Annotated in this window: 26 protein-coding genes and 2 pseudogenes; 18 read left to right on the forward strand and 10 right to left on the reverse strand. The window is 69.9% G+C overall.

The features are described from left to right. Positions 1-11: 11 nt before the first annotated feature. Positions 12-710: an aspartate/glutamate racemase family protein gene (locus AB0O76_RS18140; RefSeq protein WP_365491728.1), complete on the reverse strand. Its 699-nt coding sequence runs from the start codon at positions 708-710 to the stop codon at positions 12-14. 5 nt (positions 711-715) lie between these two features. Then, complete coding sequence (locus AB0O76_RS18145; protein WP_365491731.1) at positions 716-1,384, reverse strand: helix-turn-helix domain-containing protein; 669 nt, start codon at positions 1,382-1,384, stop codon at positions 716-718. An 81-nt stretch (positions 1,385-1,465) separates the two neighbouring features. Here AB0O76_RS18145 and AB0O76_RS18150 point away from each other — a divergent pair, with 81 nt between their 5' ends. Both AB0O76_RS18150 and AB0O76_RS18155 read left to right on the forward strand, forming a co-directional pair. Beyond that, positions 1,466-2,413, forward strand: coding sequence for a zinc-binding dehydrogenase (locus AB0O76_RS18150; protein ID WP_365491733.1), 948 nt, complete (start codon positions 1,466-1,468; stop codon positions 2,411-2,413). Positions 2,414-2,427: 14 nt separating this feature from the next. Then, entirely contained in the window at positions 2,428-2,589 is a 162-nt protein-coding gene (locus AB0O76_RS18155) for a hypothetical protein (RefSeq protein WP_365491736.1), read from the forward strand. Between the two features lie 134 nt (positions 2,590-2,723). Here AB0O76_RS18155 and AB0O76_RS18160 read toward each other — a convergent pair whose 3' ends face one another. Beyond that, complete coding sequence (locus tag AB0O76_RS18160) at positions 2,724-3,101, reverse strand: ATP-binding protein (RefSeq protein ID WP_365491739.1); 378 nt, start codon at positions 3,099-3,101, stop codon at positions 2,724-2,726. Between the two features lie 117 nt (positions 3,102-3,218). Here AB0O76_RS18160 and AB0O76_RS18165 point away from each other — a divergent pair, with 117 nt between their 5' ends. From AB0O76_RS18165 to AB0O76_RS18205, 9 genes are all read left to right on the forward strand, one after another. Beyond that, positions 3,219-4,070 carry a helix-turn-helix transcriptional regulator gene (locus tag AB0O76_RS18165; protein ID WP_365491741.1) on the forward strand — a complete coding sequence of 284 codons (852 nt, stop codon included), beginning with the start codon at positions 3,219-3,221 and terminating at the stop codon, positions 4,068-4,070. After that, positions 4,051-4,266, forward strand: coding sequence for a DUF397 domain-containing protein (locus AB0O76_RS18170; protein WP_365491744.1), 216 nt, complete (start codon positions 4,051-4,053; stop codon positions 4,264-4,266). Before AB0O76_RS18165 ends, AB0O76_RS18170 begins: the two co-directional genes overlap by 20 nt. Positions 4,267-4,278: 12 nt before the next feature. Further along, positions 4,279-4,731 carry a DUF6879 family protein gene (locus AB0O76_RS18175; RefSeq protein WP_365491747.1) on the forward strand — a complete coding sequence of 151 codons (453 nt, stop codon included), beginning with the start codon at positions 4,279-4,281 and terminating at the stop codon, positions 4,729-4,731. Between the two features lie 194 nt (positions 4,732-4,925). After that, on the forward strand, positions 4,926-5,153 hold the full coding sequence (locus tag AB0O76_RS18180) for a hypothetical protein (protein ID WP_365491750.1): 228 nt from the start codon (positions 4,926-4,928) through the stop codon (positions 5,151-5,153). Beyond that, a complete protein-coding gene (locus AB0O76_RS18185) occupies positions 5,131-5,658 on the forward strand; it encodes a DUF6879 family protein (RefSeq protein ID WP_365491752.1) in 528 nt (175 codons plus the stop codon). Before AB0O76_RS18180 ends, AB0O76_RS18185 begins: the two co-directional genes overlap by 23 nt. A gap of 20 nt (positions 5,659-5,678) precedes the next feature. Next, positions 5,679-6,533: a helix-turn-helix transcriptional regulator gene (locus AB0O76_RS18190; protein WP_365491755.1), complete on the forward strand. Its 855-nt coding sequence runs from the start codon at positions 5,679-5,681 to the stop codon at positions 6,531-6,533. A gap of 162 nt (positions 6,534-6,695) precedes the next feature. Beyond that, complete coding sequence (locus AB0O76_RS18195; protein ID WP_365491758.1) at positions 6,696-6,905, forward strand: hypothetical protein; 210 nt, start codon at positions 6,696-6,698, stop codon at positions 6,903-6,905. Between the two features lie 80 nt (positions 6,906-6,985). After that, positions 6,986-7,204: a DUF397 domain-containing protein gene (locus AB0O76_RS18200; RefSeq protein ID WP_365492352.1), complete on the forward strand. Its 219-nt coding sequence runs from the start codon at positions 6,986-6,988 to the stop codon at positions 7,202-7,204. Positions 7,205-7,257: 53 nt separating this feature from the next. Beyond that, positions 7,258-7,764: a hypothetical protein gene (locus AB0O76_RS18205; protein ID WP_365491760.1), complete on the forward strand. Its 507-nt coding sequence runs from the start codon at positions 7,258-7,260 to the stop codon at positions 7,762-7,764. Here AB0O76_RS18205 and hutI read toward each other — a convergent pair. From hutI to hutU, 4 genes are all read right to left on the reverse strand, one after another. Further along, positions 7,727-8,902, reverse strand: a complete 1,176-nt coding sequence (gene hutI, locus AB0O76_RS18210; RefSeq protein WP_365491763.1) for an imidazolonepropionase — start codon at positions 8,900-8,902, stop codon at positions 7,727-7,729. The genes AB0O76_RS18205 and hutI overlap by 38 nt on opposite strands. Before the next feature lie 297 nt (positions 8,903-9,199). Then, positions 9,200-10,552, reverse strand: a complete 1,353-nt coding sequence (locus AB0O76_RS18215; RefSeq protein ID WP_365492355.1) for a formimidoylglutamate deiminase — start codon at positions 10,550-10,552, stop codon at positions 9,200-9,202. Beyond that, positions 10,549-11,751: an allantoate amidohydrolase gene (locus tag AB0O76_RS18220; protein WP_365492358.1), complete on the reverse strand. Its 1,203-nt coding sequence runs from the start codon at positions 11,749-11,751 to the stop codon at positions 10,549-10,551. Before AB0O76_RS18220 ends, AB0O76_RS18215 begins: the two co-directional genes overlap by 4 nt. 17 nt (positions 11,752-11,768) lie before the next feature. Continuing rightward, the gene (hutU, locus tag AB0O76_RS18225; RefSeq protein WP_365491766.1) at positions 11,769-13,433 is read right to left on the reverse strand and encodes a urocanate hydratase; all 1,665 of its coding nucleotides are present in this window, start codon (positions 13,431-13,433) and stop codon (positions 11,769-11,771) included. Positions 13,434-13,584: 151 nt separating this feature from the next. Here hutU and AB0O76_RS18230 point away from each other — a divergent pair, with 151 nt between their 5' ends. Together AB0O76_RS18230 and AB0O76_RS18235 are read left to right on the forward strand one after the other, a co-directional pair. Next, positions 13,585-15,027, forward strand: a complete 1,443-nt coding sequence (locus AB0O76_RS18230) for a diaminopimelate decarboxylase (protein WP_365491769.1) — start codon at positions 13,585-13,587, stop codon at positions 15,025-15,027. Between the two features lie 156 nt (positions 15,028-15,183). Further along, positions 15,184-16,554, forward strand: a complete 1,371-nt coding sequence (locus AB0O76_RS18235; RefSeq protein WP_365491772.1) for an APC family permease — start codon at positions 15,184-15,186, stop codon at positions 16,552-16,554. Between the two features lie 47 nt (positions 16,555-16,601). On the opposite strand, the gene AB0O76_RS18240 is transcribed toward AB0O76_RS18235, so the two are convergent. Together AB0O76_RS18240 and AB0O76_RS18245 are read right to left on the reverse strand one after the other, a co-directional pair. After that, positions 16,602-17,435: a MurR/RpiR family transcriptional regulator gene (locus AB0O76_RS18240; protein ID WP_365491775.1), complete on the reverse strand. Its 834-nt coding sequence runs from the start codon at positions 17,433-17,435 to the stop codon at positions 16,602-16,604. A gap of 10 nt (positions 17,436-17,445) precedes the next feature. Continuing rightward, positions 17,446-19,017, reverse strand: a complete 1,572-nt coding sequence (locus AB0O76_RS18245) for an aromatic amino acid ammonia-lyase (RefSeq protein ID WP_365491778.1) — start codon at positions 19,015-19,017, stop codon at positions 17,446-17,448. 131 nt (positions 19,018-19,148) lie between these two features. Between AB0O76_RS18245 and AB0O76_RS18250 the strand changes: the two are divergent. From AB0O76_RS18250 to AB0O76_RS18260, 3 genes and pseudogenes are all read left to right on the forward strand, one after another. Beyond that, a pseudogene (locus tag AB0O76_RS18250) lies at positions 19,149-19,295 on the forward strand (ABC transporter substrate-binding protein); the annotation flags it as partial. 131 nt (positions 19,296-19,426) lie between these two features. Further along, positions 19,427-20,907, forward strand: a pseudogene (locus AB0O76_RS18255) (cytosine permease). Further along, positions 20,894-21,316, forward strand: a complete 423-nt coding sequence (locus AB0O76_RS18260; protein ID WP_365491781.1) for a hypothetical protein — start codon at positions 20,894-20,896, stop codon at positions 21,314-21,316. The pseudogene AB0O76_RS18255 and the gene AB0O76_RS18260 overlap by 14 nt, the downstream one beginning before the upstream one ends. Positions 21,317-21,662: 346 nt before the next feature. Here the strand turns inward: AB0O76_RS18260 and AB0O76_RS18265 are convergent, their stop codons facing one another. Further along, positions 21,663-23,054 (reverse strand): cystathionine beta-synthase, encoded by a 1,392-nt coding sequence (locus AB0O76_RS18265; RefSeq protein ID WP_365491784.1) that lies wholly within the window; start codon positions 23,052-23,054, stop codon positions 21,663-21,665. 157 nt (positions 23,055-23,211) lie between these two features. Between AB0O76_RS18265 and AB0O76_RS18270 the strand changes: the two genes are divergently transcribed. Together AB0O76_RS18270 and AB0O76_RS18275 are read left to right on the forward strand one after the other, a co-directional pair. Then, a complete protein-coding gene (locus AB0O76_RS18270) occupies positions 23,212-24,228 on the forward strand; it encodes an SGNH/GDSL hydrolase family protein (protein ID WP_365491787.1) in 1,017 nt (338 codons plus the stop codon). Positions 24,229-24,515: 287 nt separating this feature from the next. After that, a complete protein-coding gene (locus AB0O76_RS18275; protein ID WP_365491790.1) occupies positions 24,516-25,736 on the forward strand; it encodes an acetyl-CoA C-acetyltransferase in 1,221 nt (406 codons plus the stop codon). The last annotated feature ends 138 nt before the right edge of the window (positions 25,737-25,874 follow it).

Below are 25,874 nucleotides of genomic sequence, written 5' to 3' on the forward strand. Positions count from 1 at the left end.
GGTGGATTCGTTTACAGCGCCGCCTCAACCGCCGCCTCAACCGCCGCCTCGGCGTGCAGCCGCGTCGTGGGGAAGACCGGCACCGGGCTGTGCTCCTGTCCAATGAGCAGCTCAATCTCCGTACAGCCGAGGATCACGCCCTCCGCGCCCGCGCGCACGAGGTCCGCGATGACCTCCTGGTAGGCGGCACGGGACTCATCCCGTACGACACCCAGGCACAGCTCCTCGTAGATCACCCGGTGGACGAGCGCACGCCCCGCCGCGTCCGGCACAAGCACATCGAGCCCGCGGCCCACGAGCCGCTCCCGGTAGAAGTCCTGCTCCATGGTGAAGGCGGTACCGAGCAGCCCCACGCGCCGCACGCCCGCGGCGATCACCGCATCCGCGGTCGCGTCCGCGAGATGCAGCAGCGGCACGGACAGCGCGCCCTGCACCTGGTCGGCGACCTTGTGCATGGTGTTGGTGCAGATCAGTACGAGATCGGCGCCGGCCGCCTCAACTCCCTTGGCGGCGTGGGCCAACAGCTCACCCGCCCGCTCCCACTCCCCGGCCACCTGCAGCCGCTCGACCTCGGCGAAGTCGACGGAGTACAGCACGCACCGGGCGGAGTGCAGCCCGCCGAGCCGCTCCCGTACGAGCTCATTGAGCAGCCGGTAGTACTCGGCGCTCGACTCCCAACTCATGCCGCCCAGCAGCCCGATGGTCTTCATGGGTGTCACCTCTCCGTCGCGGCCAGTTCGAGGACCGTGGGGATCACGGCGAACGTGGCGTCCATGTGCGCGACCAGCGCCGCGCGGTCCTGCTCTCCACCCGGAGTGGACCACTCCTTGAGCGCGCCGCGCCACGCCGAGAGCATCAACTCCAGAAGCAGCCGCACCCGTAGCGGGCCGATGTCCGCGCCCGGCCCCGGGCCGAGCCCGGCGACGGCGATCGCGACGACCTCGTCGGTGACCTCCGCGCAGTGCCGCAGGCTGTGGGCGTTGAGCGCGGGCGTGGCATCGGCGAGGGCACGGCTCGCCAGGAACCGCCGCTCCCAGCCGTCCTCCATCCCCGCCACGGCGACGTACAGCGAACGCTCGAAGACGGCGAGCAACGGCTCCCCCGCGAACGTCCGCTCGCCGATGTCCTCGACATAGGCACGCCAGAGCTCCCGCTCGGGCGCGAGCGCGACGTCCTCCTTCGAGGCGAACGTACGGAAGAAGGTGCGCTTGGAGACTTCGACGGCCTCGACGAGTTCGTCGAGCGTGGCGGCGCCGAAGCCCTTCTCGCTGAACAGCTGGAGCGCCGTCTCGACGAGCGCCCGCCGCGTACGCAGCTTCTTCCGCTCGCGCAGCGGCAACTCGGTCCGCCCGCCGCCCGTCTTGCCCGTCTCGCTGTCCGCCATGGCGTCATCCTAGCCCTGCCCGCCCCCCATGAGCCTTTGCCCCTTGATGCCTTATGCCACTCAGTGGCACTATCGATGACCATGCGAGCACTGACCATCGACCACTCAGCCCCCGGCCACCTCACCCTCCGCGAGGTCCCCGACCCGGAACCCACCCCCCACCAGGCACTTGTCCGCATCCACTCCTTCTCGATCAACCACGGGGAGGCGGCGTTCGTCGTCCCGAACGGCGAGGAGGGCACGGTCCCCGGCTGGGACGCCGCCGGTGTCGTCGTGCGGGCGGCCGCCGACGGTTCGGGACCGGCGGCCGGAACGCCCGTCGTCACGCTGGGGGCCGCCGGCGCCTGGGCCGAACTCCGCGCCGTGGACACAGACTTGATGGGTTCGATCCCCGAGGGCGCGGACCTCGGCGCGGCAAGCGCACTGCCGGTCGCCGCCGGATCGGCGCTGCGCGGGCTGCGGCGCCTCGGCCCCATCCTGGGGCGCCGGGTCCTCGTGACGGGCGCGAGTGGCGGCGTCGGCCGGTTCGCGGTGCAGCTCGCGGCGCGCGGCGGCGCGCATGTGGTGGCGGCGACGAGCGACCCCGCCAAGGGCGAGGCGCTGATCCGCCTGGGCGCGCATGAGGTCGTGGCGGCCGACGCCCTCAAGGACATCGCGCCGGTGTACGGGGTGATCGACGTGGTCGGCGGCCCTCAACTGGTCTCCGCGTACGACGCGTTGGCACCACACGGAACCCTGGTGGCCATGGGCCACAGCTCGGGAGCCGGGGAGGACTTCCCGTACGGCGCTCTCTTCGGCGACGGCGGCCGCCACGACCGCTCCCTGACGACGTTCTTCCTGATGGACGACGCGGAGGGCCTCGGCGCCGACCTGGAGTGGCTGGCGTCGCTGGTCGCCCGCGGCGAACTGGACCCCCAGATCGGCCGCCGCGACGACTGGGGCCGCACGGGGGAGGCCTTGGCCGCGCTGCTGGGGCGGGAGGTTGCGGGGAAGACGGTGCTTGATATCCGGGTGGCGGCGGGCCTCTAGGGCAGCGCGATGCCGTGGACCACGGCCGGGCCGTAGTCGACACCCTCCAGGGCGAGGGCCAGCGCCAGCCGCCGTTCGGCCTGGAGCAGGCGGTGCTCGGCGGCGCGGTAGTAGGGGCGGGTGAGGGGGGGCCGCTGACGTCGATGGGTTGCCCCTCGGTGACCTCGCGGGCGTAGGGGCTGCGGGGGAGGTCTCGGTGGCTTGGGCCGGGGTTCGGCCGCCTCGGCTCCGACGGGGTCTCTTGCACGGTGACGCGGGCCCGGCGCTTACCCGTGCCGGGCAGGAGCAGGGCAAGGAGGCGACGCAGCACTTACCCCTCCCCCAGCTCGCACCAGACGGTCTTGCTGTCGGGCCCCTGCTCGACGCCCCACCGCAGCGAGACCGCGTCGAGCAGGGCCAGGCCGCGCCCCGTCTCGTCATCGCCGCCGGCCGGTCGGAGCAGGGGCCAGGCGCACGGATCCGGGTCGGTGACCGCCACCCGGATCCGGCCTCGCGCACCGGTGACGCGGACGGTCACCGGCGTTCCCTCGCCGAGGTGCCGGATCACGTTGCTGAGCAGTTCGCTGAGGCAGAGCTGTACGTCGGGGTGGGGGTAGTTCGCCTGTCGGCTCAGGGCGTGGCGGATTTCAGGAACCGCCTTGGGGACGGCGAGCAGGGAGAGTTCGAAGTCGGGGGCCGGGTCTCGCATGGGGGGTACGCCTTCCGTGCGCTCTGTGATGAATTGGTCACACAGTGGCGTGGTGGCGGCGTAGCGTGACAGGGGTTTGGGTTACGCAGGGCAACTGGCAAATGGCGGTGGTGAGTTGTGCCTCCTCGTAAAGATCCCGACGCGTCAGCCAGCGTTCCGGCCTTCTATGGCGCGGAGTTGCGCTTCAAGAGAGAGGCTGCGGGCCTCACCCTCGAACGGCTGGCCGAGGGTAGCTATCGGGGCGTCTCCTTCCTCAGTCAGATCGAGCGCGGCGAGCGCCGCATGCCGCTCGATCTGGCCCAGCACGTCGACGAGAAGCTCGGGACGGACGGCTTTTTCCAACGCCGTTGTGAAGATGCGCGCAAGGCCCGCCAGGGCGGGCACGCGGAGTACTTCGCGGATGTCGCGGAGATGGAGCGGTACTCGGAGTCCATCGAGGACTGGGCTCCGATGATCGTCCCCGGGTTGTTGCAGACGTCCGCCTACGCGCGAGCGATCGTACGGGCTGCAATGCCCCGGGCCTCGGTCGATGTCGTCGAGGAGAAGGTGGACGCACGGGTAGAGAGGGCCGAGCTCTTCGAGCGGGAGAAGCCCCCGGAATTCTGGGCCATCCTGGACGAGTCAGTGATCCGCCGCAGGATCCTCCCGCCGGAAGAGATGGCCGAACTGCTAGAGCACATCGCTGAGGTGGTCCAGGCCACCCGGTCCATTCTGCAGATCGTTCCGGAAACCACTGCCGCCCACCCGTTCATGATGGGCATGACCAGGGTCATGACCTTCGTGGACGCACCTCCGCTGGTGTACACCGAGAGCCTGCACAGCGGCCAACTCATCGACTATCCGCCGCTCGTGAAGCAGTACCGGCGGTCGTACGATCTACTCAGGGCCGTCGCACTGCCGCCTGAGGCGTCCCTGGCCATGGTCGAGGATGCGGCTGAGGATTACCGAAATGGCAAGCCACGAGATTGACTTGAGTACCGCTGTCTGGCGCAAGAGCAGTCACAGCAACGGCACCGGCGGCGAATGCGTCGAGGTAGCCGACGGCTTCCCCGGCGTCGTCCCCGTCCGGGACTCCAAGGTCACGGACGGGCCCGCCCTCGTGATCCCCGCGACCGCGTGGGCCCCCTTCGTCGACGCTGTCACGAAGGGTGAACTGACCGTCTGAGGAAGGATGTTCGTGTCGTTGGACGGTGAGGACTGGCGTCGGTTCTTCGACACCTTCGAGCGGGAAGCGTGGCGGTTCGAGGCGCAGCCGACGTACACCATGCCCAAAGAGCAGGAGAACGTCGCCCGCTTCCTGCGGGGCGAGGCCAAGCCGCCTGGCTACAACGCCCGCTGGCATGAACGAGTGCGCGGATACGTCGAGTCCGGCAGGCGCATCGGCCGCGTCCGCGTCGTGCGTCGGCCGCTCACCGACTACCAGCGGTACCAATTCGCTTGGGGCATCCCCGGCAACATCGCGGCGGGGGAAGACATCCGCGTCCTGGACGTGACGCGGGACGACTTCGGCCTGCCGCTTTCCGGCCGCGATTGGTGGACGTTCGACGAACGCCACATCGTTCATCTCAACTTCCGCCCGGACGGCACACAGATAGACCGCGAGGCGTACGCGGGTGATCCAACCCCCTAAACGGAGTGGAAGCGAATCACCATGGAGCACGCCGTACCCTTCGCGGACTACGCGGTCGATCACTTTCCGGGAGAGACGTGACGATCACGGGAACCTTAACCTCGCGCAAGTTCGTGCAAGTTCCGTGTGAACGCCAGCGAGTTGGGCGCAAGCTCGTACACAGAGATCGTCTTCCACGAATGAGGTGGTCAACCATGGCGCTGCGCATGCTGGGAAAGGACCCGGAGTCTCCCGAAGGCAAGTCCGCGACGATCTACTACGACGACGTGACGGACCGGTACTTGGTCCAAGGGCTGAAGGTCCTCGACGAGGAACGCCTCTCACAAATGGACCTTCCGGACCATGAGACGGTCGTGGAGATCCCGAAATACATGGTGACGTTCTTCCCGGAGGTGAGCGGTGGCCGTGGAGCCGACGTTTGAGGAGCTGTTCCGGCAGACCAAGCGCTCTGCTGTGCACCTGGAGATGCGGGACGGTTACATGCGTTCCGACCCGGACTTCGTCTCCTGGTCGCAGGACCCTCAGAGCGTTCCGCCGTTGCGGGCACCTGAGATGAGGCCGTGGCTTTCACTCATGAAGGAGATCACCAGCCGCGGAGTTGAAGTTCGTCGTGCACGGATCTTCTCCGAACCGATGAGTGACTACCTGCGCTACGAGCATCACCTGACGCCGAGCAACGTGGCAGCAGGCGAAATCGTGCGTTGGCTGCCGCGCCGCCAAGCATCGGATCTCGCGCTCCCTGGCAACGACTTCTGGCTGTTCGATGACAGCCTCGCCCTCTTCCTCCACTTCACGGGTGAGGGGGAGCTGTCCCCCGAAGGCGACGAGGAACGGTCCCGCGCACCAGCAGTAATCCGACTGTGCTCCACGGCCTTCGAGGCCGTATGGGAACGGGCCGTGCCGAACGAGGAGTACAGGCCGATCTGATCCAGCAGAGCTGATACTCCGTGTCCCCGCCTTCGCCGCCATCGAGCGTCCGGCAAGCCAGAGAAGCGCTCGGGAAACGCCTGCGCGAGATCCGCAAGGCAGCTGGCCTCACAGGCCGTGCTCTGGCGGCGCATGCGGGTTGGCATGAGTCGAAGAGTTCGCGGCTTGAGAACGGCAAGACCCCGCCCTCGGACGAGGACATCCGAATCTGGACCCGCATCTGCCAAGCCCAGCATGAGACGGCGGATCTCATCGCGACGGCTCGCGGCATCGACGGCATGTACGTCGAGTGGCGACGCGTGGAGAGCGCCGGGCTGAAGCGCGTACAGGAATCGGTCCTGCCGCTGTTCCAGCGAACCCACTGGTTCCGCTTCTACCAGTCACAAGTGATCCCCGGCCTGCTCCAGACCGAGCACTACACGCGAGCCATGCTCAGCACGGTCGTCGCGCTGCGGCAGGCCCCTGCCGACATTGACGATGCCGTGACCGCCCGTATGAGCCGCCAGCGCATCCTGCACGCCGGAGGACGCCGCTTCGCCTTCCTGATCGAGGAATGGGTTCTGCGGTCGGTCATCGGCTGCTCAGAGACCATGGTGAACCAGCTCGGCCACCTCATCGGTCTGACAGCCACCCCGTCCGTGAGCCTCGGTGTGATCCCCATGGGGGTTGTACGGGGCAACGCATGGCCTGCCGAGTCCTTCGCCATCTACGACGAGAAGCAGGTCTGCGCCGAGCTGGTATCCGCCGGCCTCACCGTGACGCAGCCACGCGAGATCGCTGATTACGCCAAGACCTTCACTGAACTCGCCGGCATTGCCGTTTACGGAGCTGCGGCCAGGCAGCTCATCGCCTCGGCAATCAATGCGCTCGGGTGAAGCCATGCAAGTACGTAGAAGTTCATTGAGCCCCGACTTCCACGATCCATACCTTCGACTGACAGGCCCCACGTAAACGACAGTTGAGGCGGCGAAGGCTATGGAACAGCAGCAGCACTCGACAGGTGCGAAGTGAGTCAGCAGCCCGGAACGAGCCAACAGATGTTGCTCCCCACTCAGGTAAGGATCGGCGATCTCGTCGAGTTCGACGGGGCGTGGTTTCCCGTCAAGGACATGAAGACCGCTCAGGCAGGCGGCCGCATCCTTCACTTCGAGGGGCGGGCCCCCTACACGATGACGCAGGCCGAGATCGTGGCCCGCCCGATATCCCACGCGAGGCAGTCGGGATCACTGCCCAGGCTGCTCATCTAGCCCCACACCAGTCGTGCGCCAAGGCGGCAGCCATTTCCACCCACTCCCACAACGGAAGGTGAACCAAGCCCGGAACCGACATCTACAGCCTCCCCCTCCCCGAAGCCGCCGTGTTCAGCAAGACCTGCGGCGGCAACACGCACCCGGACGGCGAATCGTGCGTAACCCTCGCGAAGATCGGCGAGGGCGCATGGGCCGTGGGTGACAGCAAGCGGCCCGGCGCCGAACCGCTGCGATTCACCACCGCCGAACTGGACGCCGCCGGTATCGATCCGGCGAGGTTCGGGCTCTCCGCCTGACCTCTCATGGACCTCCGGCCGTCCCTGTCCGTACTCCCCGAAGGGGACGACAGTTGCACCACCACGGATACCTGTGGACCGGCCCCAAGCAACGGTTCGACGACGAGGCCCTGCGTCGACCGCCACCCCCGCACCCGCCCCCGGACGGCAGTAAGCCTGAGCTGATCCAGCGCCACCGGGAGGTGAAAGCGGAGTTCCCCGTCGTGGACCTGCCGCCGCTCGAAACGGCGTACTGGCTGATCAAGCCGGAGGGGCTGATCCGGGGTACGTGGGAGGAGCCGAAGGAAGCCGCGGACTGGCTCGGGGAGCGGCTGGTCGAGTACGCGCCTCGGTTCGACTCCGGGGGCGGGCGGGAGGGGGCACGCCTCGCGATGCTCGTCGGCTCCGCCGTCGAACGGCTCGGTTGGGGCGGCGACGTGTCCCACGGCTGCTATCTGAAGCGGCCCTCGTTCCTGTCCGTCGCCCTGGTGTGCTGCTCCCCGAACCGCTCCCTGCCCGAACTGCCCTGCCCCGCAAGGGGCGTCAGCCGATGCGGACCCCCCGCCGCCACACCTCGCTGACCAGCGGCACCCCCGGCCGGTAGGCCAGGTGGACGTGGCTCGGGGCGTCGAGGAAGGCCAGGTCGGCGCGGGCGCCCTCGCGGAGTACGCCGATGTCCGTGCGGCGCAGGGCCGCCGCGCCGCCCGCCGTTGCCGACCAGATCGCCTCGTCCGGGGTCATGCCCATGTCCCGTACCGCCAGGGCGATGCAGAAGGGCACGGAAGACGTGAAGGACGAGCCCGGGTTGCAGTCCGTGGAGAGGGCCACCGTCGCGCCCGCGTCCAGGAGGCGGCGGGCGTTCGGCCACTCCGCTCGGGTGGAAAACTCCGCGCCCGGGAGGAGTGTCGCCACCGTGTCGCTGTTCGCGAGGGCGTCCACGTCCGCGTCCGTCAGGTGCGTGCAGTGGTCCGCCGATGCGGCGTCCAGTTCTACCGCCAGTTGGACTCCCGGGCCGTACGAAAGCTGGTTCGCGTGGATGCGGGGGTGTAGGCCCTTCGCCTTGCCCGCCGTCAGGATCGCGCGCGCCTGGTCGCCGTCGAACGCGCCCTTCTCGCAGAACACGTCGATCCAGCGGGCGTGGGGGGCGCAGGCGTCCAGCATCTCGCCCGTGACGAGGGCGACGTACGCCGCCGGGTCCTCGGCATAGTCCGGGGAGACGATGTGCGCGCCCATGTACGTGACCTCGTCCGTGTGGCGGGACGCGATGCGTAGGGCGCGGGACTCGTGCTCCGTGGTGAGGCCGTAGCCGGACTTCGTCTCGAAGGTGGTGGTGCCCTGGCGGAGGGCCTCCGCCAGGTAACGCGTGAGGTTCGCCTCCAGTTCGGCGTCCGTGGCGGCGCGGGTCGCCGCGACCGTCGTGCGGATGCCGCCGGCGGTGTAACTGCGGCCCGACATACGGGCGTTGAACTCCTGGGTGCGGTCGCCCGCGAAGACCAGGTGGGAGTGGGAGTCGACGAAGCCGGGGATGGCGGCGCGGCCCTGTGCGTCGTGGGTGGTGTCCGCTGCGGGGGCTTGGGCCGCCGGGCCTACCCAGGCGATCTTCTCACCGACCAGGACGACGGCTGCGTCCGTCAGGAGGCCCAAGGGGGTGCCGTCGCCCTGGGAGGGGTCGTTGGTGACGAGGCTGGTGATGTTGGTGATGAGGGTGGTGCTGGTCACTAGGGTCTCCGTGGGTGAGGGCTGAGGTCCGGGCGGTGTCCTTTCCCCGATCCCGCCCCTTCCCGAACATTCCGGCTTCGCCGAGTTCGTCCTCAAACGCCGGACAGGCTGAAAGACCAGCCCCCGCGGGTGGGCGGGCAATCGCCGGGTAATCGGGCGGGTGGGCGGGAAACTCGCCGCGAAGCGGCGGCACGGCGCCGCGGCCGACGACGGCGCGTCGGTACACGGGACGGGATGCGGGGTAATCGGGTGGGCGGGCGGGAAACATCCGTCGCGGAGCGGCGGTTCAGTCCGGCGTCAATCTCGCAGCGCCGCCACCGCCTCCGCCAGCGCCCCGGGTACGTCGTCCACCAGGGCATGGGCCCCGTCCCGTACGACATGACGGCCCCCGGCCACGGTGTGCCGCACGTCCGCGGCGGACGCCGCAAAGACCGCCGTCTCCGCCGCCAGGCGCGGCAGAGGGCCCGCCGTGCGGACCGAGTCCAGGGCGACCGTGGTGAGGTCCGCGAGCGCACCCGGCACGATGACCCCCGCGTCCGCCCAGCCCAGCGCCGCGTGACCATCCGCCGTCGCCGCGCGAAGCAGCGCCGCCGCCGTCCAGTGGCCCCGAGTGTGCGAGCGCAGGCGCTCGTTGAGCTCCATCGCCCTCGCCTCTTCGAGGATGTCGATCACCGCGTGGCTGTCGCTGCCCAGGGACAGGGGGCTGCCCGCCTTTTGGAGGCGGGGCGCCGGGCCGATGCCGTCGGCCAGGTCCCGTTCCGTCGTCGGGCACATGCACGTACCCGTCCCGGAACCGCCGAGCAGCGCGATGTCCCCGTCCGTGAGGTGGGTGCTGTGGACGCCCGTCGTGCGCGGGCCCAGCACCCCGTGCTCCGAGAGGAGTTGCGTGGGAGTGCGGCCGTGCACCGCCAGGCACGCCTCGTTCTCCGCCGTCTGCTCGGAGAGGTGGACGTGGAGGGGGGCCTTGCGGGACGCGGCCCACTCCGCCACCACTCCCAACTGGCGTGCCGGGACTGCCCGTACGGAGTGGATCGCCGCGCCGACGCGTGCGTGGTCGCGGTCCTTCAGCGCCGATGCCCGTTCCGCCCACGCCTCCGTCGTGCCGTCGGAGAAGCGCAGTTGGTGGCGGTTCGGCGGCTCGCCCCGCGACTCCGTCAACAGGCCCGACGCCACGTACGCCGTGTCCAGGAGCGTGATGCGGATGCCCGCGTCCGCCGCCGCCTGGATCAGCGCCTCGCCCATCGCGTTGGGGTCGGAGTAGGCCGCACCACCCGGGCCGTGGTGCACGTAGTGGAACTCGCCCACCGTCGTGATGCCCGCAAGGGCCATCTCCGCGTACACCGCCCGCGCCAGCGCGTGGTACGTCTCGGGCGTCAGGCGGTCCGCCACCGAGTACATGACCTCGCGCCACGTCCAGAACGTGCCGGAGCCGACCTGGACCGTGCCGCGCAGCGCCCGGTGGAAGGCGTGCGAGTGGGCGTTCGCCAGGCCCGGGACCGTCAGGCCGCGCAGCACCGTCGCGCCGGGCGGCGGCGCCTCGACCCCCTTGCGGACCGCCGTGATCCGGTCGCCCGTCACCTCCACCGCCACGCCCGGCTCGACATTCGTGTCGAGCCAGGCGTGCTCCAGCCAGTACGTGTCCGTCTTCACCTGCACGCCAGCCCTTCCAGTACGTCGGCCAGTGCGGTCACCCCGGTCACGCAGTCGTCCTCGGCGGCGAACTCGGCCGGGGAGTGCGAGATGCCCGTGGGGTTCCGTACGAACAGCATGGCGGTGGGGATCGATTCGGACAAAATGCCCGCGTCGTGTCCGGCGCCCGTTCCCAGGACGGGGATCGGCCGGTCCGTGCGAGCGCCCAGGATCGTGCCCAGTTCGTCGCGCAGCGCGTGCTCGAACTCGACCACCGGCGTGAAGGACTCGCGTACGACATCGAGGTCGATGCCGTGCCGGTCCGCGTACTCACGGGCCGCCTTCTCGATGCCCGTCACGACCGTGTCGAGCGTCGACTGGTCTGCGGCGCGGGAGTCCAGCCAGCCCCTGACCAGCGACGGGATCGCGTTTACGCCGTTCGGTTCGACCGAGATCTTGCCGAACGTGGCCACCGCGCCCGCGAGTTCGGCCTCGCGGCGGGCGGCGAGCACCGTCTCCGCGTACGTCAGCATCGGGTCGCGGCGGTCCACCAGGCGGGTCGTGCCCGCATGGTTGGCCTCGCCCCTGAAGTCGAAGCGCCAGCGGCCGTGCGGCCAGATGGCGGACGCGATGCCGACGGGGTCCCCGGAGAGGTCGAGGGCACGGCCCTGCTCCACGTGGAGTTCCACGAACGCGCCGATGCGGGCGAGGCGTTCGGGGTCAGGGCCGATCGACGACGGGTCGTACCCCGCCCGCTCCATCGCCTGCGGGAGCGTGACTCCCTCGGCGTCCGTCAGCTGCCGGGCGGCCTCGACGGTCAGCTTGCCCGCCGTCAGCCGGGAGCCCACGCAGGCCAGACCGAAGCGCGCGCCCTCCTCGTCGCCGAAGTTGACGATCGCCAGGGGGCGGGTGAACGCCACGCGCCTGGCGCGGAGTTCGTCGAGGGCGGCGAAGGACGAGACGACGCCGAGCGGGCCGTCGAAAGCGCCGCCGTCCGGGACGGAGTCCAGGTGCGAGCCGGTGACGACCGCGTCGCCCCGGGCGGGGTCGCCGAGCCAGGCCCACTGGTTGCCGTTGCGGTCGACCTCGTATTCGAGGCCCCGCGCCTCCGCCTGCGCCTGGAACCAGAGGCGGCACTCGGCGTCTGCGCCGGTCCAGGCGTAGCGGCGGTAGCCGCCCGAGGCGTCGCTGCGGCCGATGGGCCGCAGCGAACGCCACATGGCGTGGAACGTGTCGCTCACGCGGAGCCTTCCTCGCGCATGGGAACCCGTACGCCCTTCTCCGCCGCCACCGACTCCGCGATGTCGTAGCCCGCGTCCACGTGCCGGATGACGCCCATGCCCGGGTCGTTGGTGAGGACGCGGCGGATCTTCTCGCCCGCCAGCTCGGTGCCGTCGGCGACCGAGACCTGGCCCGCGTGGATGGAGCGGCCCATGCCGACGCCGCCGCCGTGGTGGATGGAGACCCAGGAGGCACCCGACGCGACGTTCACCATGGCGTTCAGGAGCGGCCAGTCGGCGATCGCGTCGGAGCCGTCGAGCATGGCTTCCGTCTCGCGGTACGGGGATGCCACCGAGCCGCAGTCCAGGTGGTCGCGGCCGATCGCGAGCGGTGCGGCGAGGGTGCCGTTGCCGACCATGTCGTTGAACATGTCGCCCGCCTTGTCGCGCTCGCCCTGGCCGAGCCAGCAGATGCGGGCAGGAAGGCCCTGGAAGTGGACCCTTTCCCCCGCCATCTTGATCCAGCGGTGCAGCGACTCGTTCTCGGGGAAGAGGTCGAGGATCGCCTTGTCCGTCTTGTGAATGTCGGACGCCTCGCCGGAAAGGGCCGCCCAGCGGAACGGGCCCTTGCCCTCGCAGAAGAGCGGGCGGATGTAGGCGGGGACGAAGCCGGGGAAGGCGAACGCGCGGTCGTAGCCGGCCAGTTGGGCCTCGCCGCGGATCGAGTTGCCGTAGTCGAAGACCTCGGCGCCCGCGTCCATGAAGCCGACCATCGCCTCGACGTGCTTGGCCATGGACTCGCGGGCGCGGGTGGTGAAGCCCGCAGGGTCCTTCGTCGCAGAGGAGGCCATGTCGTCGAAGTCGACGCCGATCGGCAGGTACGCGAGCGGGTCGTGGGCCGAGGTCTGGTCGGTCACGATGTCGATGGGCGCGCCCTCGGCGAGCATCCGCGGGAGCAGCTCGGCCGCGTTGCCGAGCAGGCCGATGGAGAGCGGCTTGCGCTGGTCGCGGGCGTCGACGGCCAGCTGGAGCGCGTGCTCAAGGTTGTCGGCCTTCACGTCGAGGTAGCGGTGCTCGATGCGGCGCTCGATGGCGCGCGGGTCGACGTCGATACAGATCGCTACGCCGTCGTTCATCGTCACGGCGAGCGGCTGGGCGCCGCCCATGCCGCCGAGACCGGCGGTGAGGGTGATGGTCCCCGCCAGGGTGCCGTTGAACTTCTTGGCGGCGACCGCGGCGAACGTCTCGTACGTGCCCTGGAGGATGCCCTGCGTGCCGATGTAGATCCAGGAGCCGGCGGTCATCTGGCCGTACATCGTGAGGCCGAGCTGCTCCAGGCGGCGGAACTCCTCCCAGTTCGCCCAGTCGCCGACCAGGTTCGAGTTGGCGATGAGGACGCGCGGCGCCCACTCGTGGGTCTGCATGACGCCGACCGGGCGGCCGGACTGGACGAGCATCGTCTCGTCCTGCTTCAGGGTCCGGAGCGTACGCACCATGGCATCGAAGGAGCGCCAGTCGCGGGCCGCCTTGCCGGTGCCGCCGTAGACGACGAGCTTGTCGGGGTGCTCGGCGACCTCGGGGTCGAGGTTGTTCTGCAGCATGCGGAGGGCGGCTTCCTGCTGCCATCCCAGGGCGCTCAGTTCCGTACCGCGCGGTGCCCGTACGGGGCGGGGTCCTGACATGGCGATTGCCTCCTCGCGTGAAGTGCTGCCGTGGTGCGCTGCCGTGATGCGCTGCTGTGACCTTGCTATTCACATCTTGCGACGCTGAATAGAGCTAGTCAATACGTTGGTACGGCAGCGGGCTCGCGTCACGGGTGATTGGCTGGAACGCATGAGCGATCACGGCACGGAGGCCGCACGCACGTCCGAGGCGGGGAGCGACCCGGAATCCACCGTTCCGCTGGGGGCCGGGCCCCACGTTTCAGGGCCCGGCGCGCCCCCCGGAGCCGAGTGCGCCGCCCGCCGCGACCAGGCCGTCCGCGCCGCCGTCGAGCAAGGGCTCGTCGGGCCCGCCACCCCCATCGTGGGGCTCCTCGACATCACCGGCATCCGCGCATCCGCCGCCGCCCTGCACGCCGCCTTCGACGCGGTCACCCCGGACGGCACCTCCGTCCTGCACGCCTTCGCCGTGAAGGCGTGCCCCCTGGTGCCGGTCCTGCGACTGCTCCGTGACGCCGACATCGGCGCCGAGGTGGCGAGCCCCGGCGAGCTGGCGATCGCGCGGGCCGCCGGCGTGCCGCCCACGCACACGGTCCTCGACTCGCCGGCCAAGACCCCGGCCGAGCTGCGCGAGGCCCTCGCGCTCGGCATCGCGGTGAACGCGGACAACCCGCAGGAGCTCGCCCGCATCGACGCGATGATCCAGTCGGCGCACAGCCGCTCCCCCATCGGCCTGCGGGTGAACCCGCAGATCGGCGGCGGCTCCATCGACGCCCTCTCGACGGCGACGGCGACCTCGAAGTTCGGCGTTGGCCTGCGCGACGAGGGCGCCCGCGAGTGGATCGTCCAGGCGTACCTCGACCGCCCCTGGCTGACCCGCCTGCACGCCCACTCCGGCTCGCAGGGCATGCCCCTGGAACTGATGGTGCGGGGCGTTGCGGCGACGTACGAACTGGCTGAAGAGATCAACGAGCGCACCGGCCGACGCCAGATCGACACGATCGACATCGGCGGCGGACTGCCCGTCAACTTCGGTTCGGACGACGAGAGTCCGACCCACGCGCAGTACGCGCGCCGTCTCAAGTCCCGTGTCCCGGGGCTGCTCGACGGGCGGTACGACCTGGTCACCGAGTTCGGCCGCTCGCTGCTCGCCAAGCACGGCACGATCCTCGCCCGCGTCGAGTACGCCAAGTCGGCGGGCGCCCGGCCCATCGCGGTGACGCACGCGGGCGTCCAGGTCGCGACGCGCACGGTGTACGCGCCGGCATCCTGGCCGCTGCGGATCGCCGCGTACGACGCGAAGGGCCGCCCCAAGAGCGGCCCGCCGGTCGGCCAGGACATCGCGGGCCCGGCCTGCTTCGCGGGCGACCTGCTCGCGGAGAACCGCCCCCTCCCCCTCCTCGAACAGGGCGACTACGCGGCGGCGCTCGACACCGGCGCGTACTACTTCGCGCACCACTACTCGTACAACAGCCTTGCCAGACCGGGCATTTACGGCTTCTCGCCGCGAGCCGACGAGGTGCGCTTCGCCGCGGTGCGAGAGCCGCAGACGCCGGACGAGATCGTGGCGGAGGCGGGCGGCGGTATCGCACGGGACGCACTGCGCGGTCTCTGAGCGGCCTCTGAGCGGTCTCTGAGCGGTCTCTGAGCGGCCGGGCATTGTGGCCCCTCGGATGCTCTGAGGTTCCTCAACTCCCGCATAGTGACGTGGATCACGGGCAGATCCTCCCTCCAGGCCCGTAACTCGGTCCCGGTCTCGGGGGAGGCATCTGTGACGACATCCGACACACCCACCACCGCACCACCACCGGCCGAAGAACCCTCGCTGCACCGCGCGATCGGCCCCAAGCTCCTGATCCTCTTCGTGATCGGCGACATCCTCGGCACGGGCATCTATGCCACCACCGGCAAGGTCGCGGGAAAGGTCGGCGGCGCGCTGTGGCTGCCGTTCGCGATCGGGTTCGTCGTGGCGATCCTGACGGCGGCGTCGTACGTCGAACTCGTCGGCAAGTACCCGAAGGCTGCCGGCGCGGCGCTCTACACCCAGAAGGCGTTCAAGACGCCGTTCCTCACCTTCATCATCGCGTTCATGGTGATGTGCTCGGGCCTGGCGTCGGCGAGCGCCGCGGCCCGCGCCTTCAGCGGCGACTACCTGAGCGAACTGACAAGCGACGCGCTCCCGCCGACCCTGATCGCGATCGTCTTCATCCTGGCACTCGCGGCACTGAACCTGCGCGGCGTCTCCGAGTCGGTCAAGACAAACGTGGTCCTCACCCTCGTCGAACTGACGGGCCTGGTGATCATCCTCGCCATCGGTGCGTACGCGGTCCTGAGCGGCGACGGGGATCCCGGCCGCCTCACGGACTTCGAGTCCCCCAGCGGCGGCACGGGCTACGCCCTCCTGACGGGCGTGCTCGGCGCGACCGCGCTCGGCTTCTTCGCCTTCGTCGGCTTCGAGGACTCGGTGAACATGGCCGAGGAGACAAAGGATCCCGTCCGCACCTTCCCCCGCGCCATCTTCATCGGGGTGGCGGTGACGGGCACGATCTACGTCCTGGTGGCACTGGTGTCGTCGCTGCTCGTGGACTACAAGGTTCTGGAGGGCTCGAGCGGCCCACTGTTGGAGGTCGTCAAGGCGGGCGGCATCGACTTTCCCCACAAACTCTTCGCGCTGATCGCCCTGTTCGCGGTCACCAACTCGGCGCTCATCAACATCATGATGGCCTCGCGGCTCTGCTACGGCATGGCGAACGAACGCATCCTGCCGCGTGCGATGGGCCGCGTCCTGGCCCGCCGCCGCACGCCGGTGGTGGGCATCGTCTTCGTCTCGCTCCTCGCGATCGGCCTGGTATCGACGGGCGAGATCGAGGGCCTGGGCGACACGACGGCGTTCCTGCTCCTCTGCGTCTTCGCGGTGGTCAACGTGTCGGTGCTCGTGCTGCGCCGCGACCGCGTGGACCACGAGCACTTCCGTACGCCGACGGCGCTGCCCGTGCTGGGGGCGATCACCGCACTGATCCTGGCGAGCCCGCTGGCGGACCGCCCGGCGGAGGTCTACATCCGCGCGGGCATCCTCGTCGCCATCGGGGTCGGCCTCTGGGTGGTCAACAAGGTGGTGATGAAGGCGCGGGGCGAGGACTGAGGGTTGCCGGGGCGGGGGGCTTTGGTGACCCGGCGGCCCCTACTCCACTACTCCACGAACAACCCCCGCGCCGCCGCCCCCGCATCGAACTCCTCCAGCCTCGCCTGCGCATCCGGGAGGTCATCGCACATCGCCTCAAGGAGGACGCGGCCCAGGAGCATCGGGGCGCAGGCCGTGTCGAAGGCCAGGCCTGTGCCGACCGCTGCCGGGAGGAGGAGGTCGGAGTGTGCCGCCACGGGGGCGAACGCCGAGTCGGCCACCGTCACCACGGTCAGGCCCGCCGACTGGGCGTAGGCGAGGGCGTCGACCACCTCACGCGGATGCCTCGGCAGGGCAAAGCAGAGCAGGGTCGAGGCGCCCGCACGCACCGCCGCGTCGATCCGGTCGGCCAGCATCGTGCCGCCCTCGCCGAGGAGGCGTACGTCCGGATGGACCTTCGCCGCGAAGTACGCGAAGCCGTACGCCTGGGACGCGGCGGCCCGCAGGCCGAGGACGGGCAGCGGGCGGGACGCGGCCAGGAGGCGGCCCGCGCGCTCCACCGGTGCAGGGTCCGCCAGGACCTCCGCCAGGTGCCGCAGGTTCGCGATCTCCGCCTCGACCGCCTGCTGGTACTCGTTGAGGGAGGACTCGCCCGACTCCGCCGTGGGTGACAGTTCCCGCAGATGCCTGCGCAGCGCCGGGTAGCCGTCGAAGCCGAGCGCCACCGCGAAACGCGTCACCGAGGGCTGGCTCACCCCGGCGAGCTCCGCGAGTTCGACGCTGGAGAGGAAGGGGACGTCCGCCGCCCGCCGCACCATGCAGTGCGCGATGCGCCGCTGCGTGGGCGTCAACCGGTGCCCCTCGAAGAGCACTTGCAGCCGCGCCGCAGGACTGTCGTTCATGCCGTTCCCCTCATGCCGTTCCCCTCACAACACCCTGACTCTCCAAGGCCGTTCCGCCCCCGGACCCGAGGTCCAGCCACAACTCGGTGAACCGGTCGAGCAGCCCGGCCGCCGCCGTCACATCATCCGTCAACGGTCGGTCGGCCAGCTCCGCGTCGAGGACGGAGTCCGCGAGTTCGAAGGCCCGCCCGACGGGCAGGCCGGGGTCGATGCGCATGTCGCGCTGCCTCAACGCCCTTACCGCGGCGACCAGTTCGCAGCCCACCACCAAGCGGTACGCCTCGCACGCCCGCAGCGTCTGCCGCGCCGCCAGCGAGGCGAAGCTGGCCTGCTCCTCGACGCCACGGGAGAGGACGGCGTGGCCGAGGGAGGCGGGGGCGGAGAAGGCCCGCAGGTCACCCAGGGCCGCTCCGGCCGCGTACTCCAGGATCATCACGCCCGACGACGCTGCCTCGCCGTCCGCGAGGAAGGGGCGCAGGCGAGTGAAGGCCGGTTCGTTGAGGGTCGAAAGGCGGGACGTGGAGAGGCGGGCCGCCTGTGTCATCGCCAGCCTGAAGTGGTCCAGGGACAGGGCCAGTTGGGCCAGATAGAAGCCGCCGTGGTGGTACGCCGCCATGTCGTCCGGCGAGATCAAGGGGTTCTCGGCGGCCGCGTTGATCTCGACCGTGAGGACGTCCTCAAGGGCGTCCGCCGCGTCGTGTGCGGGGCCATGGATCTGCGGGACGCAGCGGAAGCCGTACGGGTCCTGGATGCGGCCGAGCGGTGGGGTCGGGCGGTCCGGTGCGCCGAGGATCAGGCGCATGCGTTCCGCGACGGCGTATGAACCCGCGTGGCGGCGCGCCTCGTGGACGGGCAGCGCGTACGCCTCGTACGAACCGTCGACGGCCATCAGGGAGAGCGCCGCCACCACCTGCGTCGCCGCGATCAGGCCGCGCAGTTCGTGCAGGGCGAGCGCGGACTGGCCGAGGGTGAGGGCGTTGCTGCTGATCAGGGCAAGGGCGTCGTTGTTGTCGAGGGGCTGGGGCGCGGGGGCCGCGCCCGTCCCCCGCCAAGGGTGCTCGCCCGCAAGCGCGAGGCCCATCTGGGCGAGGGCCGCGATGTCGCCGGTCCCGACCGAGCCGAACTCATTGACCTTCGGGTACGCGCCCGTCTCCAGGGCCTCGCAGAGCGCCGTGACGACGGTCGGGCGCAGACCCGCGCCGCCGGCAAGGAGCTGATTGGCGCGGACCGCGAGCATCGCGCGTACCTGCCGCGCGGGCAGCTCGTCGCCGATCGCTCCGGCATGGCTGCGCAGCAGCCGCAGGCCGTGGTCGGAGGCCGCCTCGGTCGGTACGGACTCATTCCGGTTGGCGCCGACGCCGGTGGAGCGGCCGTAGACGCGACCCCAGGACGCGATCTCCCTCGCGGCGTTCCAGGAGCTCTCTACGCGCTTCATCCCATCGGTGGCAGGCACCGGTTTTGCGCCGGATTCGGCCAGGCGTACGACATCTGTGACCATCAGTCCCCGGCCGTCCAGGACGACGACCGAGCCGCTGTCGTCGGTCGCCCTTCCGGTCACCCTGTCCGCGATACGAGACGACATCACCCGCAATTCCTCCTCAACCCGGACGCTCCGTCTTGCCCTGCGATCACTCGTAACCAGCGATTCACGCCGGGGCGTGGACAAGCTATTGACAATCTATTCAGTCACCGAGAACTCTGCATGACGATATACAGCCGGGCAAGCTCGTCATCGGCGCCGCCCCCGAGGTGAAGAAGCGCACCGTGGGCGCCGTCGGCCTCAAGGACGTCTACGGCGTGGAGTTCAAGGAGTTCAAGTCCCTTGATTCCTCGGGTCCGTCAGTGAAGGGCGCCCTGAAGAATCCCCGGCCAGCACGTCGTCCCGCTCATCGCCGACCGCACGCCACGGCCTGACGAAGAAGTAACGCACGTACGGAAAACCGGACTTACGAAAAAGCGGACTTACGAAAGAAGCAGGGGAGTCGAGCGGCATGGCAGCTGAGGATCTGGTGGAGCGGCGCTCCATCGACGTCGTCCCCGACGACGAACGGCACGGCACCGCGTTCAGCCAGTTCACCCTCTGGCTCGGCGCCAATCTGCAGATCACCGCGGTCGTCACCGGCGCGCTCGCCGTCGTGTTCGGCGGCGACGTGGTGTGGTCCGTCATCGGGCTCCTGCTCGGCAATCTGCTCGGCGGCGCGGTGATGGCCCTGCACTCGGCGCAGGGCCCGAAACTGGGCCTGCCCCAGATGATCCAGTCCCGCGCCCAGTTCGGCGTGAAGGGCGCGGTCGTCCCGCTGCTCCTGGTCATCGTGATGTACGTCGGGTTCTTCGCGAGCGGCAGCGTCCTGGCCGGACAGGCCACGGCCGAGCTGACGCACACGAACGACACCACCGGCATCATCATCTTCGCGGTGGTCACGGCGGTGACGGCGGCGGTCGGCTACCGCGTCATCCACACGCTCGGCCGGGTCGCGAGCGTGATCTGCGCGCTGGCCTTCGTCTACCTCGGGATCCGCCTCCTGGACCGCGTCGACCTCTCCGCGCTCCTCTCCGACGCGCACTTCGACCTGCCGATGTTCCTGCTCGCCGTCTCCCTCTCGGCGTCCTGGCAGCTGGCCTTCGGGCCGTACGTCGCGGACTACTCGCGCTATCTGCCGCGTACGACGTCGGGCAAGGCGACCTTCTGGTGGACCCTCTCCGGATCCGCGCTCGGCTCGGAGGGGGTCCCCCCTGCTCATTAAGAGCTTGGGGGAGGTCGATGACGTTCGGTGTCCTCGTGGCGGCGACCGCGGGGGACGCGTTCCTCGCCAATCAGGTCGGATACGTCGTCGGCCTGGGCGGCACCGGTCTGATCGCGTCGTTCCTCTACTTCGTGATCGCGCTCGGCAAGCTGACCATCAACGTGCTCAACACCTACGGCGGCTTCATGTCGATGGTGACCAGCGTCAGCGGCTTCCGCGGCCAGAAGGTCCTCTCGCAGCGCGGCAGGGCAACGTACATCGCGCTGATCATGATCGCGGGCACGGCGGTGGCGCTCCTCGGCAAGGACAGCTTCCTGACGTCCTTCAAGGACTTCCTGCTCTTCCTGCTGACCTTCTTCACGCCGTGGTCGGCGATCAACCTGGTCGACTACTACCTGATCTCGAAGGAGCGCTACGACATCCCGGCGCTCTCCGACCCGGCGGGACGGTACGGCGCATGGCGCTGGGACGCCCTCGTCGTCTACGGGGTGGGCCTGCTCGCCCAGCTCCCGTTCCTGGTCACGCACTTCTACACCGGCCCGTTGGTCGAGCCGCTCGGCGGCGCGGACGTGTCGTGGATCGTGGGTCTGGTCGTACCGGCGTTCCTGTACTGGCTGCTGGCCCGGCGCGGCGCCACCCTAGGGGTGGACCCCGATGAGAATGGGGGGATAGCCCCACTGTCAGAGGCGTCCGAGCTGCGTACGGTTAAGAACCATGGAAGCCCGTGACGCCGAACTCAAGAAGGAACTCGACGCCACTCTGCATGCCCGCAGAGAGCTAGGCGAAGAGTATGAGTCCGCGCTGGTCGACTCGTTCCTCGGGAAGGTCGAGCAGCGCCTGGACGGCACCATCGACCGGCGGATGCGCCGGCACATGGCCGAGCAGCAGATGGTCGTCGCCCGCGGCTCCCGCGCGCCCGACAACGCGGTGGACTCGTGGGGCGAGCGCTTCGGCTTCGGCGTCGTCTCGCTGATCCTCGCGATCCCGCTCTCGGCGATCGGCGCGGTCAACGCCGACCTGCCGGGCCTCTTCGTCACCTGGGCGGGCATCGTCGGTGTGAACGCGGTGCACGCGATACGCGGCATGCGCTTCGGGCGACGCGGGGACGGCGGCCGGAAGTCGGAGTGGGACGACTGAGGCCGTCCGGGGGGGTAGGCCCTGCACGTCAGTCGGCTGACCTGCCGTCAGGCCCCGCGCGTCACGGGAAGTTCATGCGCGGGGACCGCCGCACCCCCGGTTTCCCAGGGGGCGGGACGACGGCGGTCCCCGCGAGGGACGCGGGCCGGGTCAGGCCGGGCCTCGCGTCCGGGCGTTCAGAGGTCCGGGAGCCGCTCCGGAGTTCCTGTACGCCGACAACGACCAATGTGCCGGAGCCGTGTTAAGCGGGTGCTGCGCGGACGTGACGCGCTCGTACCACTTCCGCGAAGTTCGGCCCACGGCAAGCGGACCGGCGGCTCGCAGCTCACGGCACACCTGGCGGCGGCTACTGCCCCTGCTGCTCCGCGAGGAACGCCAGCAGGTCCTGACGGCTCACCACACCCGTCGGCTTGCCCTCGACGAGCACGATCGCCGCGTCGGCCGCGCCGAGCACCGACATCAGGTCGCCGACCGGTTCGCCCGAGCCGACCTGCGGCAGCGGGTCGGACATGTGCTTCTCCAGCGGGTCGCCGAGCGAGGCGCGCTGGGCGAACAGGGCGTCCAGGAGCTCGCGTTCGACGACCGAGCCGATGACCTCCGCCGCCATCACGTCGGGATGACCCGCGCCCGGCTTGACGATGGGCATCTGCGAGACGCCGTACTCGCGCAGTACCTCAATGGCCTCGCCGACCGTCTCCTCCGGGTGCATATGAACGAGCGAGGGCAGCTTGCCGCCCTCCTTGCGGCTGAGTACGTCACCGACGCGAGGCTGGTCGCCCGCCTGCTCCAGGAAGCCGTAGTCGTTCATCCACTCGTCGCTGAAGATCTTGCTCATGTAGCCGCGGCCGGAGTCGGGGAGAAGAACGACCACCACATCATCCGGGCCGAGCCGCTCGGCGACCCGCAGCGCTGCCACGACCGCCATGCCGCAGGAGCCGCCGACGAGCAGCCCCTCCTCCTTGGCGAGGCGCCGCGTCATCTGGAAGGAGTCCTTGTCGGACACCGCGACGATCTCGTCGGTCACATTGCGGTCGTACGCCGTCGGCCAGAAGTCCTCGCCGACGCCCTCGACGAGATACGGCCGTCCGGAGCCGCCGGAGTAGACCGACCCCTCGGGGTCGGCGCCGACGACCTTGACCTTGCCGCCGGACACCTCCTTCAGATATCCGCCGGTCCCCGAGATCGTGCCGCCGGTGCCGATGCCCGCCACGAAATGGGTGATCTTTCCTTCCGTCTGCTCCCACAGCTCAGGGCCGGTGGAGTGGTAGTGGGAGAGCGGATTGTTCGGGTTCGAGTACTGGTCGGGCTTCCAGGCACCGGGAGTCTCACGCACCAAGCGGTCGGAGACGTTGTAGTACGAGTCCGGGTGCTCGGGATCGACGGCGGTGGGGCAGACGACGACGTCCGCTCCGTAGGCCCGCAGCACATTGATCTTGTCGAGGGACACCTTGTCCGGGCACACGAAGATGCACTTGTAGCCCTTCTGCTGGGCCACGATGGCAAGGCCGACCCCGGTGTTTCCGGAGGTCGGCTCGACGATCGTGCCGCCGGGCTTGAGCTCCCCGCTCTGCTCGGCCGCCTCGATCATGCGCAGTGCGATGCGGTCCTTCACCGATCCGCCGGGGTTGAAGTACTCGACCTTGGCCAGGACCGTGGCCTGAATGCCCGCGGTCACGTTGTTGAGCCTCACCAGCGGGGTGTTGCCGACGAGACTGATCATCGAGTCGTGGAATTGCACCGTTGTCTCCGGGCTGCCATGTAGTGCGACGAATGGGTGTGTCGTAAGCGTAAGACTCCCGGTCGTCGGTTCACCTCCGATCACGATTGGCCGACCGCCCTTACGGGGCAATGAGTGGATGTACGGCGGTATGGCTACGAGGAGGTGGCTGCAGGGCATGTCGAGGGCGAGGGTGGCGCGGCGGATCGCCGCGGGGGCCGCGTACGGCGGCGGAGGCATCGGGCTGCTCGGCGCGGCGACCGTGGGGGTGGTCCTCGCCGAGGTGCAGCTGGCGAAGCGGTCGGTGGGCAACAACGGGGAGCATGCGGCGCCGCCGCGGTCCGATGGGCGGTACGGCGGGGCATACGGGGAGCGGCCGGACTGCGCCGAGCCCTTGCGGTTCGCGATGCTCGGCGATTCGACCGCCGCGGGGCAGGGGGTGCACCGGGTCGGGCAAACTCCGGGGGCGCTGCTCTCCTCGGGGCTCGCGGCGGTGGCGGAGCGTCCGGTGGAGCTGCGGACTGTGGCGCAGCCGGGGGCCCAGTCGGACGACCTCGACCGCCAAGTGACGCTGATCCTCTCCGACCCGTCCTGGATCCCGGACGTCTGCGTCGTCATGATCGGCGCGAACGACGTGACGCACCGGATGCCGGCGACGCGGTCGGTGCGCCATCTCGCGGCGGCGGTGCGGCGGCTGCGGACGGTGGGCGCGGAGGTGGTCGTGGGCACGTGCCCCGACCTCGGAACCGTCGAGAACGTCTACCAGCCCCTGCGCTGGATGGCCCGCCGGGTCTCGCGGCAGCTGGCGGCGGCGCAGACGATCGGCGTGGTGGAGCAGGGCGGCCGTACGGTGTCGCTCGGCGACCTGCTGGGCCCCGAGTTCGCGGCGAACCCGCGGGAGCTGTTCGGCCCCGACAACTACCACCCCTCCGCGGAGGGGTACGCGACGGCGGCCATGGCAGTCCTCCCGACCCTCTGCGCGGCACTGGGCCTGTGGCCGGAGGAGGAGCGCCCCGACGTCTCCCGCCGCGAGGGCTTCCTGCCGGTTGCCCGCGCGGCAGCGCAGGCGGCATCGGAGGGCGGCACGGAGGTCGCTGCCGCGATGCCTACGGGACCACGGGGACCCTGGGCCCTCCTCAAGCGGCGGCGCCGCCGCCGCATCCACACCCCGGATCCGTCACCGTTGCCGAACTGAGGGCCGTTGCGTCACCTGCGGGCCGCCTGTGGCTGATCGCGCAGTTCCCCGCGCCCCTTCCGGGGCGGGGCCAGCGGTGGCGCCCCTTCAGGGGCGCGGGGAACTGCGCGACAAGCCCCCACCAACCCGCAGACAGAATCCGCCCCCGCCCCCAAGGCGCCCCCGCCAGAAAAAAGCAAGCGCTTAGAAAAATGCGGCCCGCGTCACAGTCCCCGGCCGATGACCGACAGCGATACGTGCAGGTAACTTCCCAGAGAGCCCTGCCCCCTCGTCACAGGAGTGCCCTGATGCCCGAAGCCGTGATCGTCTCTGCCGCCCGCACACCGATCGGCCGCGCCTTCAAGGGCTCGCTGAAGGATCTGCGCCCGGACGACCTGACCGCCACGATCATCGAGGCCGCCCTCGCCAAGGTGCCGGAGCTCGACCCGAAGCAGATCGACGACCTGATGCTCGGCTGTGGTCTGCCCGGCGGCGAGCAGGGGCACAACCTGGGCCGCATCGTCGCCGTACAGATGGGGATGGACCACCTCCCCGGCTGCACCATCACCCGTTACTGCTCCTCCTCCCTGCAGACCTCCCGCATGGCCCTGCACGCCATCAAGGCGGGCGAGGGCGACGTCTTCATCTCCGCGGGCGTCGAGATGGTCTCCCGCAGCATCAAGGGCTCCAGCGACGGTCTTCCCGACACCCACAACCCCCTCTTCGCCGACGCCGAGGCCCGCACCGAGGCCGTATCCAAGTCCGAGGGCTCCAACTGGCACGACCCGCGCGAGGATGGCCTGATCCCCGACGCCTACATCGCGATGGGCCAGACCGCCGAGAACCTGGCCCGCGCCAAGGGCGTCACGCGCGCGGACATGGACGAGTTCGGCGTCCGCTCCCAGAACCTCGCCGAGGAAGCCATCAAGAACGGCTTCTGGGAGCGGGAGATCACCCCGGTCACCACCCCCGACGGCACCGTCGTCAGCAAGGACGACGGCCCCCGCGCCGGCGTCACCGTCGAGGGCGTCTCGGGCCTCAAGCCCGTCTTCCGCCCCGACGGCCTCGTCACGGCCGGCAACTGCTGCCCGCTCAACGACGGCGCCGCCGCCCTGGTGATCATGAGCGACACCAAGGCCCGCGAGCTCGGCCTGACCCCGCTCGCCCGCATCGTCTCCACCGGCGTCACCGGCCTCTCCCCCGAGATCATGGGCCTCGGCCCGGTGGAAGCGTCGAAGCAGGCCCTGCGGCGCGCCGGGCTCACCATCGACGACATCGACCTGGTCGAGATCAACGAGGCCTTCGCCGCCCAGGTGATCCCCTCCTACCGTGACCTCGGAATCGACATCGACAAGCTGAACGTGAATGGTGGCGCGATCGCCGTCGGCCACCCCTTCGGCATGACGGGCGCCCGCATCACCGGCACACTCATCAACTCCCTCCAGTTCCACGACAAGCAGTTCGGCCTGGAGACGATGTGCGTCGGCGGCGGCCAGGGCATGGCCATGGTCATCGAGCGCCTCAGCTGACCGCGTACGCCCCGCGCACCCCTCACGCCTCCACTGATTCGTGACTCAATCTCCCCCAGGATGTGACCTATCTCCTGGGGGAGATGCATATGACCAGGTCAGAGCGCATCTGTGGATAAACACCGGGCCAAAAGACCT

Origin of the sequence: Streptomyces sp. NPDC086554 (assembly GCF_040686095.1) — a bacterium.
Classification (GTDB): Bacteria; Actinomycetota; Actinomycetes; order Streptomycetales; family Streptomycetaceae; genus Streptomyces.

Bases quoted from the DNA above. Each gene is read 5' to 3' on its own strand.
- AB0O76_RS18245 (WP_365491778.1), bottom strand. From the start codon at position 19,017: ATGTCGTCTCGTATCGCGGACAGGGTGACCGGAAGGGCGACCGACGAC.
- AB0O76_RS18145 (WP_365491731.1), bottom strand. From the start codon at position 1,384: ATGGCGGACAGCGAGACGGGCAAGACGGGCGGCGGGCGGACCGAGTTG.
- AB0O76_RS18140 (WP_365491728.1), bottom strand. From the start codon at position 710: ATGAAGACCATCGGGCTGCTGGGCGGCATGAGTTGGGAGTCGAGCGCC.
- AB0O76_RS18230 (WP_365491769.1), top strand. From the start codon at position 13,585: ATGAGCGATCACGGCACGGAGGCCGCACGCACGTCCGAGGCGGGGAGC.
- AB0O76_RS18160 (WP_365491739.1), bottom strand. From the start codon at position 3,101: ATGCGAGACCCGGCCCCCGACTTCGAACTCTCCCTGCTCGCCGTCCCC.
- AB0O76_RS18180 (WP_365491750.1), top strand. From the start codon at position 4,926: ATGGCGCTGCGCATGCTGGGAAAGGACCCGGAGTCTCCCGAAGGCAAG.
- AB0O76_RS18195 (WP_365491758.1), top strand. From the start codon at position 6,696: ATGTTGCTCCCCACTCAGGTAAGGATCGGCGATCTCGTCGAGTTCGAC.
- AB0O76_RS18150 (WP_365491733.1), top strand. From the start codon at position 1,466: ATGCGAGCACTGACCATCGACCACTCAGCCCCCGGCCACCTCACCCTC.
- AB0O76_RS18270 (WP_365491787.1), top strand. From the start codon at position 23,212: ATGTCGAGGGCGAGGGTGGCGCGGCGGATCGCCGCGGGGGCCGCGTAC.
- hutU (WP_365491766.1), bottom strand. From the start codon at position 13,433: ATGTCAGGACCCCGCCCCGTACGGGCACCGCGCGGTACGGAACTGAGC.
- AB0O76_RS18240 (WP_365491775.1), bottom strand. From the start codon at position 17,435: ATGAACGACAGTCCTGCGGCGCGGCTGCAAGTGCTCTTCGAGGGGCAC.
- AB0O76_RS18220 (WP_365492358.1), bottom strand. From the start codon at position 11,751: ATGTGGCGTTCGCTGCGGCCCATCGGCCGCAGCGACGCCTCGGGCGGC.
- AB0O76_RS18275 (WP_365491790.1), top strand. From the start codon at position 24,516: ATGCCCGAAGCCGTGATCGTCTCTGCCGCCCGCACACCGATCGGCCGC.
- AB0O76_RS18260 (WP_365491781.1), top strand. From the start codon at position 20,894: ATGGAAGCCCGTGACGCCGAACTCAAGAAGGAACTCGACGCCACTCTG.
- AB0O76_RS18170 (WP_365491744.1), top strand. From the start codon at position 4,051: ATGGCAAGCCACGAGATTGACTTGAGTACCGCTGTCTGGCGCAAGAGC.